The organism is Enterobacter sp. NFIX58 (genome assembly GCF_900110475.1).
GTDB lineage: Bacteria > Pseudomonadota > Gammaproteobacteria > Enterobacterales > Enterobacteriaceae > Enterobacter > Enterobacter quasiroggenkampii.
In genome coordinates this window covers 1,829,856-1,845,776 of sequence record NZ_FODW01000001.1, presented here as the reverse complement: position 1 = coordinate 1,845,776, position 15,921 = coordinate 1,829,856, and the positions used below count along the sequence as shown (strand labels likewise).

The 15,921-nt window shown below is 58.7% G+C and carries 13 protein-coding genes, 1 other RNA gene and 1 pseudogene; 11 read left to right on the top strand and 4 right to left on the bottom strand.

The window, feature by feature from the left end; genetic code table 11:
* From BMW97_RS09055 to amtB, 4 genes are all read left to right on the top strand, one after another.
* On the top strand, positions 1-1,773 hold the full coding sequence (locus BMW97_RS09055; RefSeq protein WP_045909769.1) for a SmdA family multidrug ABC transporter permease/ATP-binding protein: 1,773 nt from the start codon (positions 1-3) through the stop codon (positions 1,771-1,773).
* Positions 1,766-3,547 (top strand): SmdB family multidrug efflux ABC transporter permease/ATP-binding protein, encoded by a 1,782-nt coding sequence (locus BMW97_RS09050; protein WP_045909768.1) that lies wholly within the window; start codon positions 1,766-1,768, stop codon positions 3,545-3,547. The genes BMW97_RS09055 and BMW97_RS09050 overlap by 8 nt, the downstream gene beginning before the upstream one ends.
* A gap of 220 nt (positions 3,548-3,767) precedes the next feature.
* A complete protein-coding gene (gene glnK, locus BMW97_RS09045) occupies positions 3,768-4,106 on the top strand; it encodes a P-II family nitrogen regulator (protein WP_008503304.1) in 339 nt (112 codons plus the stop codon).
* Positions 4,107-4,141: 35 nt separating this feature from the next.
* Complete coding sequence (gene amtB / locus BMW97_RS09040) at positions 4,142-5,431, top strand: ammonium transporter AmtB (protein ID WP_045909767.1); 1,290 nt, start codon at positions 4,142-4,144, stop codon at positions 5,429-5,431.
* Positions 5,432-5,526: 95 nt separating this feature from the next.
* Here the strand turns inward: amtB and tesB are convergent, their stop codons facing one another.
* A complete protein-coding gene (tesB, locus tag BMW97_RS09035; RefSeq protein ID WP_023293157.1) occupies positions 5,527-6,387 on the bottom strand; it encodes an acyl-CoA thioesterase II in 861 nt (286 codons plus the stop codon).
* 203 nt (positions 6,388-6,590) lie between these two features.
* Here tesB and BMW97_RS09030 point away from each other — a divergent pair, with 203 nt between their 5' ends.
* Positions 6,591-7,118 (top strand): YbaY family lipoprotein, encoded by a 528-nt coding sequence (locus BMW97_RS09030; protein ID WP_045909766.1) that lies wholly within the window; start codon positions 6,591-6,593, stop codon positions 7,116-7,118.
* Positions 7,119-7,148: 30 nt separating this feature from the next.
* Here the strand turns inward: BMW97_RS09030 and BMW97_RS09025 are convergent.
* A pseudogene (locus BMW97_RS09025) lies at positions 7,149-7,546 on the bottom strand (MGMT family protein).
* 84 nt (positions 7,547-7,630) lie between these two features.
* Between BMW97_RS09025 and ffs the strand changes: the two are divergent.
* From ffs to BMW97_RS09010, 3 genes are all read left to right on the top strand, one after another.
* Positions 7,631-7,727: signal recognition particle sRNA small type (gene ffs, locus BMW97_RS09020), an RNA gene on the top strand.
* 262 nt (positions 7,728-7,989) lie between these two features.
* Positions 7,990-8,241, top strand: a complete 252-nt coding sequence (locus BMW97_RS09015; RefSeq protein WP_023310587.1) for a hypothetical protein — start codon at positions 7,990-7,992, stop codon at positions 8,239-8,241.
* Entirely contained in the window at positions 8,238-8,453 is a 216-nt protein-coding gene (locus BMW97_RS09010) for a hypothetical protein (RefSeq protein WP_008503298.1), read from the top strand. The genes BMW97_RS09015 and BMW97_RS09010 overlap by 4 nt, the downstream gene beginning before the upstream one ends.
* A gap of 82 nt (positions 8,454-8,535) precedes the next feature.
* Here BMW97_RS09010 and BMW97_RS09005 read toward each other — a convergent pair whose 3' ends face one another.
* Positions 8,536-9,957, bottom strand: a complete 1,422-nt coding sequence (locus tag BMW97_RS09005; protein WP_045909764.1) for a MocR-like transcription factor YczR — start codon at positions 9,955-9,957, stop codon at positions 8,536-8,538.
* Positions 9,958-10,043: 86 nt separating this feature from the next.
* On the opposite strand from BMW97_RS09005, the gene BMW97_RS09000 reads away from it, so the two are divergent.
* The 3 genes from BMW97_RS09000 (at position 10,044) to BMW97_RS08990 (ending at position 14,996) form a co-directional block, all read left to right on the top strand.
* Positions 10,044-10,655, top strand: coding sequence for a membrane protein YczE (locus tag BMW97_RS09000; RefSeq protein WP_032656565.1), 612 nt, complete (start codon positions 10,044-10,046; stop codon positions 10,653-10,655).
* Between the two features lie 78 nt (positions 10,656-10,733).
* Entirely contained in the window at positions 10,734-11,804 is a 1,071-nt protein-coding gene (locus BMW97_RS08995; protein ID WP_045909763.1) for a LacI family DNA-binding transcriptional regulator, read from the top strand.
* A 102-nt stretch (positions 11,805-11,906) separates the two neighbouring features.
* Positions 11,907-14,996: a beta-galactosidase gene (locus tag BMW97_RS08990; RefSeq protein WP_045909762.1), complete on the top strand. Its 3,090-nt coding sequence runs from the start codon at positions 11,907-11,909 to the stop codon at positions 14,994-14,996.
* A gap of 39 nt (positions 14,997-15,035) precedes the next feature.
* On the opposite strand, the gene BMW97_RS08985 is transcribed toward BMW97_RS08990, so the two are convergent.
* On the bottom strand, positions 15,036-15,857 hold the full coding sequence (locus BMW97_RS08985) for a nickel/cobalt efflux protein RcnA (protein ID WP_045909761.1): 822 nt from the start codon (positions 15,855-15,857) through the stop codon (positions 15,036-15,038).
* Positions 15,858-15,921 lie beyond the last annotated feature (64 nt).

Here is a 15,921-nt window from a genome sequence, read left to right as displayed (position 1 = left end):
GTGCGATTATTTGCCCAATTAAGCTGGTACTTTCGTCGGGAGTGGCAACGCTACCTCGGTGCAGTCGCCCTGCTTATTATCATTGCCATCCTGCAGCTGATCCCGCCGAAAGTGGTGGGCTACGTCGTGGATGGCGTCACCGAACAGCATTACACCACCGCACGGGTGTTGATGTGGGTTGGCACGCTGGTGCTGACGGCGGTCATTGTTTATCTGCTGCGCTACGTCTGGCGCGTGCTGCTGTTTGGTGCGTCCTATCAGCTGGCCGTTGAGCTGCGCGAAGATTTTTATCACCAGCTGAGCCGACAGCATCCCGAATTCTATCTGCGCCACCGCACCGGGGATCTTATCGCGCGCGCCACTAACGACGTTGACCGCGTGGTCTTTGCCGCCGGGGAAGGGGTGTTGACGCTGGTGGACTCGCTGGTGATGGGCTGTGCGGTGCTGATCGTCATGTCCACGCAGATCAGCTGGCAATTGACCCTGCTGGCCCTGCTGCCGATGCCGATCATGGCGCTGGCGATCAATCGCTATGGTGAACAGCTGCACGAGCGCTTCAAGCTGGCGCAGGCGGCGTTTTCGTCGCTGAACGATCGCACCCAGGAGAGCATGACCAGCATCCGCATGATCAAAGCGTTTGGCCTGGAGGACCGGCAATCAGCGCTGTTTGCGGCCGATGCCGCGGACACGGGAGCGAAGAACATGCGCGTCGCGCGTATTGATGCTCGCTTTGACCCGACGATCTATATCGCAATCGGCATGGCAAACCTGCTGGCCATTGGCGGCGGCAGCTGGATGGTGGTACAGGGCACGCTCACCCTGGGGCAATTGACCAGCTTTGCCATGTATCTGGGGCTGATGATCTGGCCGATGCTGGCGCTGGCCTGGATGTTTAACATTGTGGAGCGCGGCAGTGCCGCCTATAGTCGCATTCGCGCCATGCTGGCCGAAGCGCCGGTGGTCATCGACGGTAGCGAAGCCGTACCGGAAGGGCGCGGCGTCATGCATGTCGACATCCGCAAGTTTGTCTATCCGCATACGGAGCATCCGGTGCTGGAGAACGTCAGCTTTACGCTGCAGCCTGGCCAGATGCTGGGCATCTGTGGCCCGACGGGATCCGGTAAAAGTACCGTGCTGTCGCTGCTCCAGCGCCACTTTGACGTCACGCAGGGCGATATTCGCTTCCATGATATTCCGCTCACCAGCCTGCTGCTGGATGAGTGGCGTGGTCGCCTGGCGGTTGTCAGCCAGACGCCGTTTCTTTTTTCTGACACCGTGGCGAACAACATCGCGCTTGGTTGCCCGGCGGCAACGCAGGAAGAGATCGAGCATGTGGCACGTTTGGCCAGCGTGCATGATGACATTTTGCGCCTGCCGCAGGGCTACGACACCGAAGTCGGGGAACGCGGCGTCATGCTGTCCGGCGGGCAAAAACAGCGTATCTCCATTGCCCGCGCGCTGCTGCTGAATGCGGAAATCCTGATCCTGGATGATGCGCTCTCCGCCGTGGATGGCCGTACCGAGCATCAGATCCTGCATAACCTGCGCCAGTGGGGTGACGGACGCACGATAATCATCAGTGCCCACCGTTTGTCAGCGCTTACCGAAGCCAGCGAAATTCTGGTATTGCAGCACGGCCATATTGCCCAGCGCGGGCAGCATGACGCGCTGGCCGAGCAGCCGGGCTGGTATCGCGATATGTACCGCTATCAACAGCTTGAAGCGGCGCTGGACGATGCGCCGGAGCAGGATGAGGAGGCCGCCAATGCGTAAGCTCGAAACGATGTGGCCGACGCTTAAACGTCTGCTGGCCTACGGCTCACCGTGGCGTAAACCGCTCTCGGTGGCCGTGCTTTTGCTCTGGATTGCGGCAATTGCTGAGGTGAGCGGTCCGCTGCTCATCAGCTATTTTATCGACAACATGGTCGCCAAAAGCTATCTACCGCTCGGGCTGGTGGCGGGGTTAGGCGTGGCCTACGTCGGCTTACAGCTGACGGCGGCAGGGTTGCATTATGCTCAGTCGCTGCTGTTTAACCGGGCCGCCGTGGGCGTTGTTCAGCAGTTGCGTACCGATGTCATGGACGCGGCGCTTCGCCAGCCGCTCAGCGAGTTTGATATCCAGCCGGTCGGGCAGGTGATTTCGCGCGTGACCAACGATACCGAGGTGATCCGCGATCTGTACGTCACCGTGGTCGCGACGGTATTACGCAGCGCGGCGCTGATTGGCGCGATGCTGGTGGCGATGTTCAGCCTCGACTGGCGCATGGCGCTGGTGGCGATCACCATCTTCCCGGCGGTGCTGATCGTCATGGTGATTTATCAGCGTTACAGCACGCCGATTGTGCGTCGGGTTCGCGCCTATCTGGCCGACATCAACGATGGCTTCAACGAAGTGATTAACGGCATGAGCGTCATCCAGCAGTTCCGCCAGCAGGCGCGCTTTGGCGAACGCATGGGCGAAGCCAGCCGTTCGCACTATATGGCGCGTATGCAGACGCTGCGCCTGGATGGTTTCCTGCTGCGACCGCTGCTGAGCCTGTTCTCAGCGCTGGTGCTGTGTGGGCTGCTGATGCTCTTTGGCCTGAGCTCAAACGGTACGATTGAGGTGGGCGTGCTGTACGCTTTTATTAGCTATCTGGGACGCCTCAACGAGCCGCTGATCGAGCTCACTACGCAGCAATCGATGCTGCAACAGGCGGTCGTCGCCGGTGAGCGCGTCTTTGAGCTGATGGACAGGCCGCGTCAGGCCTACGGCAATGATGAGCGACCTCTGCAAAGCGGGACTATCGCCTTTGATAACGTCTCGTTTGCCTATCGTGAAGACCGTCTGGTGTTGCAGGACATCACGCTTGACGTTCCGTCGCGCGGTTTCGTCGCGCTGGTGGGTCATACCGGCAGCGGTAAAAGCACGCTCGCCAGCCTGTTGATGGGCTACTACCCGGTCACGCAAGGCGAAATCCGCCTCGACGGACGCCCGCTCGCGTCTCTTAGCCACACGGTGTTACGTAAAGGCGTTGCGATGGTGCAGCAGGATCCGGTCGTACTGGCCGATACCTTCTTTGCCAACGTAACCCTGGGACGGGACTATTCGGAGGAGCAGGTTTGGGCAGTACTGGAAACGGTGCAGCTGGCAGAGCTGGCGCGCGGGTTCAGCGACGGGATCAACACGAAGCTGGGCGAGCAGGGCAACAATCTCTCCGTGGGGCAAAAACAGCTCCTGGCGCTGGCGCGCGTCCTGATTGAAACGCCGCAGGTGCTGATTCTTGACGAAGCCACGGCCAGCATAGATTCCGGTACCGAGCAGGCGATTCAGCAGGCGCTGGCCGCCGTACGCGACCATACGACGCTGGTGGTGATTGCCCACCGTCTTTCCACCATCGTCGACGCGGACACTATTCTGGTGCTGCATCGCGGACAGGCCGTGGAGCGCGGTACGCACCGCGAGCTGCTGGAAGCAAAAGGGCGCTACTGGCAGATGTACCAGCTGCAGCTGGCGGGTGAAGAGCTGGCCGCCAGCGTGCGTGATGAAGAGTCGCTTAGCGCCTGATGCACTAAAATGAGGCGCCGCGCTAACAGTCATTCCTGTTGGTGCAAAACTGAAACGCACCCTGCACCGGCATGGTGCGTTTTTTTTCACCGGTTCATTTATCAGGAGCGTGTAACGCACATCGCACCGCGATTCCCTCCCGTTTTCATTTCTGGCACATCCCTTGCAATACCTTCCGCGTAAGCTGCGGCCATTACCGAATTCTGACTGGAGGGGATCTATGAAGCTGGTTACGGTTGTAATCAAACCATTCAAACTCGAAGACGTGCGTGAAGCATTGTCTTCAATGGGTATTCAGGGACTGACTGTCACCGAAGTGAAAGGCTTTGGTCGTCAGAAGGGTCATGCCGAGCTTTATCGCGGGGCGGAATACAGCGTTAACTTTCTGCCAAAAGTAAAAATTGATGTCGCGATTGCTGACGATCAGCTTGATGAAGTCATTGATGTCATTAGCAAAGCGGCCTACACCGGCAAAATTGGCGACGGCAAAATTTTCGTTGCCGAACTGCAGCGCGTCATTCGCATCCGTACCGGCGAATCTGACGAAGCGGCTCTGTAATTAACGCCTGGCACACAGTGATAGGGATCGAGAAAATGAAGATAGCAACACTTAAAACGGGTCTGGGTTCGCTGGCGCTGCTGCCGGGCCTGGCGATGGCTGCTGCCCCTGCGGTGGCCGACAAAGCCGATAACGCCTTTATGATGATCAGCACCGCGCTGGTGCTGTTCATGTCCATTCCGGGCATTGCGCTGTTCTACGGCGGCCTGATCCGTGGCAAAAACGTTCTCTCCATGCTGACGCAGGTTGCCGTGACGTTCGCACTGGTCTGCGTGCTGTGGGTGGTTTACGGTTACTCGCTGGCGTTCGGCACGGGCAACGCGTTCTTTGGTAACTTCGACTGGGTGATGCTGAAAAACATTGAACTGACCGCGCTGATGGGCAGCTTCTATCAGTATATTCACGTGGCGTTCCAGGGCTCCTTCGCCTGCATTACCGTCGGGCTGATTGTGGGCGCGCTCGCCGAGCGTATTCGTTTCTCTGCGGTCCTGATCTTCGTGGTGGTCTGGCTGACGCTCTCCTATGTGCCGATTGCGCACATGGTCTGGGGTGGCGGTCTGCTGGCGACACACGGTGCGCTGGACTTCGCGGGCGGTACCGTTGTACACATCAACGCCGCGGTCGCGGGTCTGGTGGGCGCATACCTGATTGGCAAACGCGTGGGCTTCGGTAAAGAGGCGTTCAAACCGCACAACCTGCCGATGGTCTTTACCGGTACCGCGATCCTCTACTTTGGCTGGTTTGGCTTCAACGCCGGCTCAGCCAGTGCCGCGAACGAAATTGCTGCGCTGGCCTTCGTGAACACCGTGGTGGCCACGGCGGGTGCAATCCTCTCCTGGGTATTTGGCGAGTGGGCGGTGCGCGGTAAACCTTCCCTGCTGGGTGCCTGCTCGGGGGCGATTGCGGGTCTGGTTGGTATCACCCCTGCGTGTGGTTATGTCGGTGTCGGCGGCGCGCTGCTGGTCGGTCTGGTGTCCGGTCTGGCGGGTCTGTGGGGCGTGACCGCACTGAAACGTCTGCTGCGCGTGGATGACCCTTGCGATGTATTTGGCGTTCACGGCGTGTGCGGGATTGTCGGCTGTATCATGACCGGTATCTTCGCGGCGAAATCGCTCGGTGGTGTGGGCTATGCAGAAGGCGTCACCATGGTTCATCAGGTGCTGGTGCAGCTGGAAAGTATTGCTATCACCGTGGTGTGGTCTGCGGTTGTCGCGTTCATCGGCTACAAGCTGGCGGACATGACGGTCGGTCTGCGCGTACCGGAAGAGCAGGAACGCGAAGGTCTGGATGTGAACAGCCACGGCGAGAATGCGTATAACGCATGATCTGAGTGTCTTGCCGGGTGGCGGCTTCGCCTTACCCGGCCTACAACAGCACAAAACGTAGGCCCCGTAAGCGTCGCACCACCGGGCTTTTTACATCAACCTCTGTTACGCATCACCCCTTCCTGCACCGTTGAAGCGACCAGCACGCCGTCCTGAGTATAAAACTCCCCACGCACAAACCCGCGGGCGCTGGATGCCGACGTACTCTCCACGCTGTAGAGCAGCCACTCATTCATGTTGAAGGGACGGTGGAACCACATCGAGTGATCGATCGTCGCGACCTGCATCCCTTTTTCGAGGAAGCCGACGCCGTGAGGCTGTAGCGCCACCGGCAGGAAGTTGAAGTCAGACGCATAGCCCAGCAGATACTGATGGACGCGGAAATCTTCCGGCACGGTGCCGTTGGCACGGATCCACACCTGACGCTTTGGCTCGGCGGTGTGGCCCTTCATTGGGTTGTGGAATTCGACGGGGCGGATCTCAAGCGGCTTATCGCAGAGAAACTTCTCTTTGACCTGCGGCGGCAGCAGATGCGCCAATGCGCGAGCGATATCCGTCTCCGATTTGAGATCGTCCGGCGAGGGGGCAGGGGGCATGACTTTCTGATGCTCATAACCCGGCTCTGGCGCCTGGAAGGAGGCGGTCATGTAAAAGATTGGCTTACCGTTCTGAATGGCCGCGACGCGGCGCGCGCTGAAGCTGTTACCGTCTCGCAGAACTTCAACGTCATACACGATGGGTTTCGCGCTATCGCCAGGGCGTAAGAAGTAGCTGTGGAATGAATGCACCAGACGGTCTGCCGGGACAGTCTCCTTTGCAGCGTACAGCGCTTGTCCAACGACTTGCCCACCGAAGACCTGGCGTAAGCCTAAATCTTCGCTCTGTCCGCGAAAGAGTCCTTCCTCAATTTTTTCCAGATTCAGTAATGTCAGCAGATTGTTCAGTGCCTGACTCATAGTTGTCCTCAATAAACGCCGTAGCGAAAGATAGGCAGAGTATAACGCAGAAATGAAAGTGGTCCGATGGGTAGAATAATCTGAATATCGGGATGATTTCAGGCATTAATCAGTGAGTTGTGCCACACTTAACTACGTTATGTGATTGAAACGACATCGGATGGGATCGATCCCGCTGGTGCATTGATGATAAGGAGACTTCAATGAAACTCGTGCCTATGCTAAGTGGTGTAGCGATTGCGGTGGCGTTGTCCGCCTGTGCCGGTAAGAGCGCCCAGGTGCCAGTGCCAGCAGCTGACCCGAACGGGATTAATACCCTTTCGCAGCAGTCCATTCAGCAGCCTAACGTTTCCGGTACCATCTGGATTAAACAGAAAGTTGCGTTGCCGCCGGATGCGGTATTAACGGTGACGCTGTCTGATGCTTCCCTGGCCGACGCGCCGTCGAAAGTCGTGGCTCAGCGTGCCGTCCGTACTGAAGGCAAGCAGGCGCCGTTTAGCTTCGTGTTGCCGTATAACCCGTCGGACGTGCAGCCTAATGCCCGTATTCTGCTGAGCGCAGCGGTCACCATCAACGGTAAGCTGGTGTTTATCACCGATACGGTCCAGGAAGCGATTAACAACGGTGGGACCAAAATCGACCTGAACCTGGTGCCTGTGCAGCAGACCGAAGTGCCGATCGCCCCGCAGACCAATCAGCCGTCCCTGCCAACCCCACCCACTCAGATGTAATGGGTATCCCCCTCTCCTTCGGGAGAGGGGTTAATACACCCACCGGTACTTCTGCAAATCGATCTGACCCGACCCTGACACCTGCACCCCCTCTGAAAGTAACGCCTGACGCTGACGCTGGAGATCCGGCCCGGTGAGTGAGATGACGCCATGACGGTTCACCACCCGATGCCAGGGTAGCGTACTGCCTTCCGGCAGCCGTTTCAGGACGCCTCCAACCTGTCGCGCCGCGCGCGGGGAACCGGCCAGGCGCGCGACATCACCATAGGTGGTAACATAGCCCTCCGGGATTGAAGCCACGATTTGCCATACGCGCTGTGGAAAGGAGTCGTGCTCGTCCATACCTTCACCTGTGGGGAGTTTCTGGAGAGCCATGGTAAACGAAGAACGTCATGATTGCTGCCCCTGTTTGCGCAAGAAACCAGCATCCGGTTCCTGGCGGCTTGCAATTGGGCCTTCGCACAGGGATAATGCGCCAGCGCGTTGGTTATCAATGCTCTCAATGGGGGCTCTGTTGGTTCTCCCGCAACGCTACTCTGTTCACCAGGTCAGGTCCGGAAGGAAGCAGCCAGGGCAGACGACGTGTGTGCCGGGATGTAGCTGGCAGGGCCCCCACCCATTTCCGCCCTCATAAAATCTTTCTGCTTTCACCTCTCACTTTTGACTGCTATCCCACAATAATATTATGCCTATATCGTGTAATATATATTTCATCGCGATGAAATATTATTGTCATAAACCTGTAATAATAGTCGGGCATTTTATCATTGGCCGTTTATTTTCTGGCATAACTCAAAAAAATATATATCTGGATAACATTGTTAACTTCGTGTATTAAATAAAGTACTTATTCCGAAGGGAAGTGACAAACATGGCTACAGCGGTATTAAACGTTAAGATTGATGACGCGCTAAAAGAAAGGCTTCGCCACTATGCGGAAGTGAATAACGAGAACTTAAGCGTGACGACAGAGAAACTGCTGCTGCTGGCGTTCGAAGCAGTAGAAGAGGCGGGAGTATCGGAAGAGGATATTGATAATCAGCATACGGAAGAAGAGAGTGTTTCTCCATTTACTCCTAAAGAAATCAAGGCTCTACGTAAACTTCTGAAGAAGAGAAAATGAAACAACAACTGTCAACTGCCAGTGACTACAAAGAGGCCTGCGATCTGCTGCGTTCAGGCTACGTGAAGCATGTACGTCTTGGCTGGAATGTCGGAAGTGATGAGTTCTTTCGTATTGCGTCTGACTGGTGTGATACTGGCGCAAAAATAAAGAAAGACGGTGAAAACTTCGTTATTTCACTGAAAGGGTTTCCTATTCCTGCTCAGCATTAATTCCGGATGGGTGAAAACTGCTGACTGTATCCGTGACAGTCAGCAGTTTTTATTTTTTATGATCGGCTTCAAACTTTTGCTATTAAATCACGCTGCGTTTAACGGCTGGCACGTTTTTATTCAGGGCGAGCCATAACGGTTTAATCCTCAGCAGCGCCTGTTCAAGCTCTGTTGGTTCGAGCGAGAAGGGCATCCGCAAATAGCGGTCAAACGCGCCCGATAAGCCAAACCGCGTACCGGTTCCCAGATTAATCCCCAGAATCTCAGCCCGCGCGGCAAGCTGTGTCGCCAGCATGCCCGGTAGCTCGATCCAGTAAGAGAGCCCGCCTTCCGCTTCATGGAATGTCCAGTCCGGGAAATGTTCACGCAGCAGTTCACCGCATCGATTGCGTCGTTCCGCCAGCATTTTGCGGCGGGCGGGTAGAAACGTCTCGCTGTTGTTGATGAGCCACAGCGCCGCCAGCTGTTCCAGCAGCGGTGAACCTAAATCGAGGGTATCTCGCGTCTGGGCAAGCGTGGCGATCGTGCGCGAGGAGGCGCGGATCCAGCCGAGACGCAGCCCGCCCCAGAAACTTTTTCCGGCGGAGCCTAAGGTGATGACGGTGGCCTGCGGGTTAAAGGAGGCCAGCGGAGGCGGAGGTGGGGCGTCAAACCAGAGATCCACCATCGTTTCATCCACCACCAGCGCCGTACGGGTTTGCGCAGCAATATCGGTAATGGCCTTGCGCGTCGCGATATCCATACAGCGCCCGGTGGGGTTATGAAAATCAGGCATCAGATACGCCAGGCGCGGCGCGGTTTGGGCAAGCGTGGCGGCGAAGCCATCCGTATCCCAGCCCGTTTCCGGCAGCGACACCCCCACGGGCCGACACTGCGCGCCCTGAATGGCGGCAATCGCCAGCGGATAGGTGGGGTGATCGACCACGACGCGATCCCCGGGCCCGGTCATCATCCGCAGGACCAGCGCGAAGCCGCTGACGGCGCCATTGACCACCATCACTTCGTCCGCGCGGGTGGGAAGGCCCCGCGCGGTATAACGCGCAGCGATGGCCTCCCGCAGCGTTGGCAGTCCTAGCTGATCGTAGCCCGTCAGCGAGAGGTGCTGCGTAATGGCCGTGAGCGCATGGGTATACGCCTGGTGGATCTCCGGCCCGGCATTGAGAGCGGCAGTGGAGAGATCCAGTGCGGCACTCGCTGCGGAAAGTGTGGGAACGGCGCGCGTATCCGGGAGGATCACGCGTGACCCGCTGCCGTGGCGGCTCTCAAGATATCCCTCCTCGCGCAGATGGGCGAGGGCGCTGCTGATGGTGGTCCGGCTTACGTCCAGCGCCGTGGCCAGCTCGCGCTCCCCCGGTAGCCGTGTATTCAATGCCAGACGTCCATCAAGGATTAACAGGCGCAGCGCATCGGCCAACTGCCGCCAGAGCGGCGTGCGGGATGAGGTTTGCTGCCAGTGGCCTAAAAGGCGTACCAGCGACTGGCTTCCGAAGCGACGTGACGACATATGCAGTCCACTATTTGAAAACTGGACATTAATCATAGTGCCATTTTAGGTCAGGATGAAAGCCTGGTTCACTGGAGAAGATAAAAATGGTACGTCGTCTGCTACAACTCTATGTCGGTTTAGGACTGTATGGCCTGTCCACCGCGATGTTTATTCGTTCCGATTTGGGTGTCGATCCCTGGGATGTTTTTCACCTTGGGGTGGGGATACAGCTGGGGATGACCATCGGGACGGTGATCATTTTAACCGGTGCTGCGGTGCTGCTGCTGTGGATCCCCCTGCGCCAGATGCCGGGCCTGGGCACCATCAGCAACGTGATTTGTATCGGTCTGGCGGCGGACGCCAGCATGGCGCTTATTCCGGAACTGGATTCGTTACCTGTTCGCATCGCTTTCCTGGTGTCGGGCATCGTGATGAACGCGATTGCGACCAGCATGTACATTGGCGCCGGTTTTGGGCCTGGCCCGCGCGACGGCCTGATGACCGGCATTCATGCCCGTCTGGGGTGGTCCATTCGCAGCGTGCGTACCTCCATTGAGGTGTCCGTCCTGCTGATTGGGTGCGTGCTTGGCGGCACGTTTGGGGTGGGAACGGTCGTGTATGCCCTGACCATTGGCCCACTTATCCAGCTCTGTCTGCCCTGGTTCCGCCAGAAGCCGCGCGTTGCTGAAATCGCGCAGCCGGAGCGGGTTGTCTAATTTTGCGAAGCGCTCACATGTTTTAGCGGCGTCGCTGTGCCACAATAATGGGCCACAACTCACGCGATGCCACAATGCATGAAAGCGATCACTCTCTATGATGTCGCCCTCCTTGCGGGGGTTTCTTATCAGACCGTCTCTCGCGTCATTAACGACGCGGAGCATGTCTCTGCCCGCACGCGGGAAAAGGTGCAGCAGGCGATGGCGGAGCTGCACTACGTGCCTAACCTGCGGGCACAGCAGCTGGCGGGTAAACGCACCCGCACGCTGGGACTCATCACCACCGATCTGGCCCTGCATGCGCCTTCGCAAATTGTGTCGGCGGTAAAATCCCGCGCGGCGGAACAGGGGGCGAGCGTCCTCATTTCTATGGTGGAGCAGCCGCAGCAGTGTCAGGCCGCGCTTCAGGCGCTGCTGGCACAGCGGGTGGAGGCGTTGCTGGTGAATGTGCCGCTCGACGATCCTGACGCTGAAGCGCTCAGGGCGCTGGCATCACCGGTTCCGGTGCTGTTCCTTGATGTCTCGCCTTCAGCACAGGTAAACAGCCTCGTGTTTAACGCCGGGCAGGGGGCGCATCTGGGCGTTGAGCACCTGCTTTCGCTGGGGCATCAGCATATTGCCCTGCTGAGCGGGCCGGAAAGCTCGGTCTCTGCTCGGGCGCGTCTGGCAGGTTGGAAAGCGGCTCTGGCCCGCGCGGGGCATGACGCCGCTGCGGTGGTCTACGGGGACTGGAGCGCGGCCAGCGGTTATGAGAAAGGACATGTGCTGCTGTCGGGGAGCGCATTGCCGGATGCCATTCTTGTGGCTAACGATCAAATGGCGCTCGGAGTGATGCGCGCCTGTGCTGAAAAGGGGATCGCGATTCCAGGTCAGATGTCGGTGGTCGGGTTCGACGATACGGCTGACAGCGCCTGGTTTTCCCCGCCGCTGACGACCATTCGCCAGGCATTTCGCGAGGCGGGCGAGCGCAGCGTGGAGTGGCTGCTGGCCCCCACCGAAGGCGAGACGTGCTGGCAGGTTCAGCTGCCGGTGGCGCTGGTTACCCGGCATTCCACCGCGCGCCGCGCGCCACAGCAGGCCGAACGCGAGGATCTGGCGCAGCAGCTCAGAAGTCTGGCACTTCTGGCCGAGCAGCTTGCCCGCAAATAAAACTTTGTGATCGGACTCGCTACCCTGCGATCGAACGCTTTACCGTCGCAGAGTGCCAGGGCATGTTAACCAAAATTGTGAGCGCTTCGCAAAGAGGTTGATATGTCTCATACACCTTCGCTGACCCTCAGCGACATCCTGGCCCGTCGGGACTGGGAAAACCCCGGCGTTACCCAGTGGAACCGTCTGCCCGCACACGCGCCGTTGCACAGCTGGCGTAATGAATCTTCCGCCAGGGATGACGCTGGATCCCTCAGCAGGCGCTCCCTCAACGGGATCTGGCGGTTTAGCTACTTTTCTGCTCCCGAGCGGGTTCCTCAGGCATGGGTCACCGAAGATTGCGCTGATGTCGTCTCGATGCCCGTGCCGTCGAACTGGCAGATGCAGGGGTTCGATACGCCCATCTATACCAATGTCACCTATCCGATCCCCGTTAACCCGCCTTTTGTACCGCAGGAAAACCCGACAGGTTGTTACTCGCTCACATTCGACGTGGATGACGCCTGGCTTCAGAGCGGGCAAACCCGAATTATTTTTGATGGCGTGAACTCGGCGTTCCATCTGTGGTGCAACGGGCAGTGGATAGGCTATTCCCAGGACAGTCGATTGCCCGCCGAGTTTGACCTCTCGGCGGCATTACGCCCAGGGCAGAACCGCCTGGCGGTCATGGTCTTGCGCTGGTGCGACGGCAGCTATCTGGAAGATCAGGACATGTGGCGCATGAGCGGCATTTTCCGTGATGTCTCCCTGCTGCATAAGCCGGAGACGCACATTGCGGATTATCATGTGGTCACCGATCTGAATGCGGAGCTGGACCGCGCGGTGCTGAAAGTTGAGGTCGCGTTGACAGGCGCTGACTACGCGGAGTGCGACGTGGCGATAACGCTGTGGCGCAACGGTGAACGCTGTGGCAGCACTACCCAACGGCCAGGCTCTGCCATTGTGGACGAGCGCGGCAACTGGGCCGAGCGGTTAACGGCGGCGATCCCGGTTACAGCCCCGGCGTTATGGAGTGCAGAAACCCCGGAACTCTATCGCCTGACGATCGCGCTTTTGGATGCGCAGGGCAACGTGCTGGAGACGGAGGCCTGCGATGTCGGCTTCCGCCGGATTGAAATCAGCAACGGCCTGCTGAAGCTCAACGGTAAACCGCTGCTGATCCGTGGGGTTAACCGGCACGAGCATCACCCGGAAAACGGCCAGGTGATGGACGAAGCGACGATGCGTCGCGATATCGAGATCATGAAGCAGCACAACTTCAACGCCGTGCGCTGCTCGCACTACCCGAACCATCCGCTGTGGTACCGGCTTTGCGATCGCTACGGGCTGTACGTCGTTGACGAGGCCAATATCGAAACCCATGGCATGGTGCCGATGAGCCGCCTTGCTGACGATCCGCGCTGGCTGCCCGCCATGAGCGAGCGCGTGACCCGCATGGTGCAGCGTGATCGTAATCATCCCTCAATTATCATCTGGTCGCTGGGCAATGAGTCCGGCCACGGTGCAAATCACGACGCGCTGTACCGCTGGGTGAAATCCACGGATCCGACGCGTCCGGTGCAGTATGAAGGTGGCGGCGCGAACACGGCGGCGACTGATATTGTCTGTCCGATGTATGCCCGGGTCGATCAGGATCAACCCTTCCCGGCGGTGCCTAAATGGTCAATCAAGAAATGGATCGGCATGCCGGATGAAACACGCCCGCTGATCCTCTGCGAATACGCCCACGCGATGGGGAACAGCTTCGGCGGGTTCGCGAAATACTGGCAGGCGTTTCGCAGCCACCCTCGCCTGCAGGGGGGATTTGTCTGGGACTGGGTCGATCAGGCTCTGACGAAGCAAGATGAAGAGGGCAATTCGTTCTGGGCATACGGCGGGGACTTTGGCGATAAGCCAAACGACCGACAGTTCTGCCTGAATGGGCTGGTCTTCCCCGATCGCACGCCGCACCCGGCGCTGTACGAGGCGCAGCGCGCGCAGCAGTTCTTCACCTTTACGCGGGTCAGCACCTCTCCGCTGGTGATTGAGGTGCAAAGCGGCTACCTGTTCCGCCACACCGATAACGAAGTGCTGAGCTGGACGGTTGCCCGGGATGGGAAGGTACTGGCTTCGGGCGAGGTGATGCTGGCGATAGCCCCTGAAGGCGCTCAGCGTCTGGAGATCGCTCTGCCGGAATTGAAAGCCGAACCGGGGGAAGTCTGGCTGAATGTTGAAGTGCGCCAGCCGCGTGCAACGCCGTGGTCACCGGCTGACCATCGCTGCGCGTGGGAGCAGTGGCCGCTTCCGTCTCCGCTGTTTGTCGCACCGCCAGCCTCTGCGGGCGAGCCGCCGGTTTTGACGCAAAACGACCGCATCCTGGCGATCGCGCATGGTCAACAGCGCTGGCAGTTCGATCGTGCATCCGGAAACCTGACCCAATGGTGGCGAAATGGCGTGGAAACGCTGATGTCACCTCTGACGGATAACGTCAGCCGTGCGCCGCTGGACAATGATATTGGCGTGAGTGAAGCGACGAGGATCGATCCGAATGCCTGGGTTGAACGCTGGAAAGCGGCGGGCATGTACAATTTCACCTCACGCGTTCTGTACTGTGAGGCAGAGCAGCATGCGGGCGAAGTCGTGGTCAATACCCTTCACGTCGGGGAGTATCATGGCAAAACGCTGTTCCTGAGCCGTAAAGTCTGGCGGGTGGATGACCACGGGAGGCTGCACGGCGATATTCAGGTGGATATTGCGTCCGATATCCCGGAACCCGCACGTATTGGCCTGAGCGTTCATCTCGCCGAAACGCCGGAAAACGTGTCCTGGCTGGGGCTGGGGCCGCATGAAAACTACCCGGACAGAACGCTGGCGGCACAGCAGGGACGCTGGACATTACCCCTGGCGGAGATGCACACGCCGTATATCTTCCCGACGGAAAATGGTTTGCGCTGTGATACGCGGGAGCTGGTGCTGGGAACGCATCAGGTACATGGCCGGTTCCATTTCTCGGTGAGCCGCTACAGCCAGCAGCAGCTGCGCGAGACAACCCATCACCATCTGCTGCGGGAAGAGCCGGGGTGCTGGCTCAACCTCGATGCTTTCCATATGGGCGTGGGCGGCGACGACTCCTGGAGCCCCAGCGTTTCACCGGAATTCATTCTGCAAACACGCCAGCTTCGCTACACCTTTAGCTGGCAGCAAAATCCTTAACGGATCATTGAGATGCGGCCACAGGGCGTGGCCGCAGGCTTACGCCAGAATGCCGCTCAGACCGTGCAGGCTCATATAAATTCCTACCACGGTAATCAGCGCAGCGGAAATCCACGGCGCTTTACGGGAAAGCTCGTTAAACCCGGGCCAGCGTTTTGTCGCGTGCTTGAGGCTTAAGGCGGCAATCGCACCGGAAGCCACCAGGGTTAACGCCAGCCCAATACTGAAGCTGAACACCAGCGTCGCGCCGAGGGCGAAATGCTTCAGCTGCAGGCAGATCAGCAGAACGGTAATGGACGCCGGGCAGGGGATAAGCCCGCCGGTCAGGCCAAACATGACGATCTGTCCGGTGGTGACGTTTTGTCCGCTAAAGCGGCGGTTGATATCCTGCGCGTGCGCGCGCTGGTGAGCATCCTGCCACTCCTCTTCAACCAGCGGGTGTTCGTGGTGGTGATGTTCATGATGATGGTCATGATCATGGTGGTGGTGATGATCATGGTCGTGATGATGATCGTGTGGCTGGCTCTCTTTCCAGGTTCGCCACGCCATCCACAGGGCGATCGCAACGATCAATACCCCTGAGATCAGCTGGAACCAGGGTTCAGACGTATGCGCATCCCATCCCCGCCCAAACCATAAACCCGCCATAGCGATGATCCAGACCACTGCCGTATGGGAAAACGTGGCCGCCAGGCCGAGCAGGACCGCCTGTTTCAGCGTACCGCGGATAGCCACGATAAAGGCGGCCATCATGGTCTTTGAGTGGCCCGGTTCCAGGCCATGCAGCGCGCCAAGCAGGATGGCGCTGGGAACAAACAGCCAGGCATTACCCTGCTGCAGAAGTGAAGCAAAATCGGTCATGGGGGATTCCGGCGTGGAAAATGTCTGCAAATACTACTCCCCCCCAGTAGGGTAATACTACCCC

Coding starts and splice junctions, on each gene's coding strand:
- BMW97_RS09050 (WP_045909768.1), top strand. CDS start 1,766: ATGCGTAAGCTCGAAACGATGTGGCCGACGCTTAAACGTCTGCTGGCC.
- glnK (WP_008503304.1), top strand. CDS start 3,768: ATGAAGCTGGTTACGGTTGTAATCAAACCATTCAAACTCGAAGACGTG.
- amtB (WP_045909767.1), top strand. CDS start 4,142: ATGAAGATAGCAACACTTAAAACGGGTCTGGGTTCGCTGGCGCTGCTG.
- tesB (WP_023293157.1), bottom strand. CDS start 6,387: ATGAGTCAGGCACTGAACAATCTGCTGACATTACTGAATCTGGAAAAA.
- BMW97_RS09030 (WP_045909766.1), top strand. CDS start 6,591: ATGAAACTCGTGCCTATGCTAAGTGGTGTAGCGATTGCGGTGGCGTTG.
- BMW97_RS09015 (WP_023310587.1), top strand. CDS start 7,990: ATGGCTACAGCGGTATTAAACGTTAAGATTGATGACGCGCTAAAAGAA.
- BMW97_RS09010 (WP_008503298.1), top strand. CDS start 8,238: ATGAAACAACAACTGTCAACTGCCAGTGACTACAAAGAGGCCTGCGAT.
- BMW97_RS09005 (WP_045909764.1), bottom strand. CDS start 9,957: ATGTCGTCACGTCGCTTCGGAAGCCAGTCGCTGGTACGCCTTTTAGGC.
- BMW97_RS09000 (WP_032656565.1), top strand. CDS start 10,044: ATGGTACGTCGTCTGCTACAACTCTATGTCGGTTTAGGACTGTATGGC.
- BMW97_RS08995 (WP_045909763.1), top strand. CDS start 10,734: ATGAAAGCGATCACTCTCTATGATGTCGCCCTCCTTGCGGGGGTTTCT.
- BMW97_RS08990 (WP_045909762.1), top strand. CDS start 11,907: ATGTCTCATACACCTTCGCTGACCCTCAGCGACATCCTGGCCCGTCGG.
- BMW97_RS08985 (WP_045909761.1), bottom strand. CDS start 15,857: ATGACCGATTTTGCTTCACTTCTGCAGCAGGGTAATGCCTGGCTGTTT.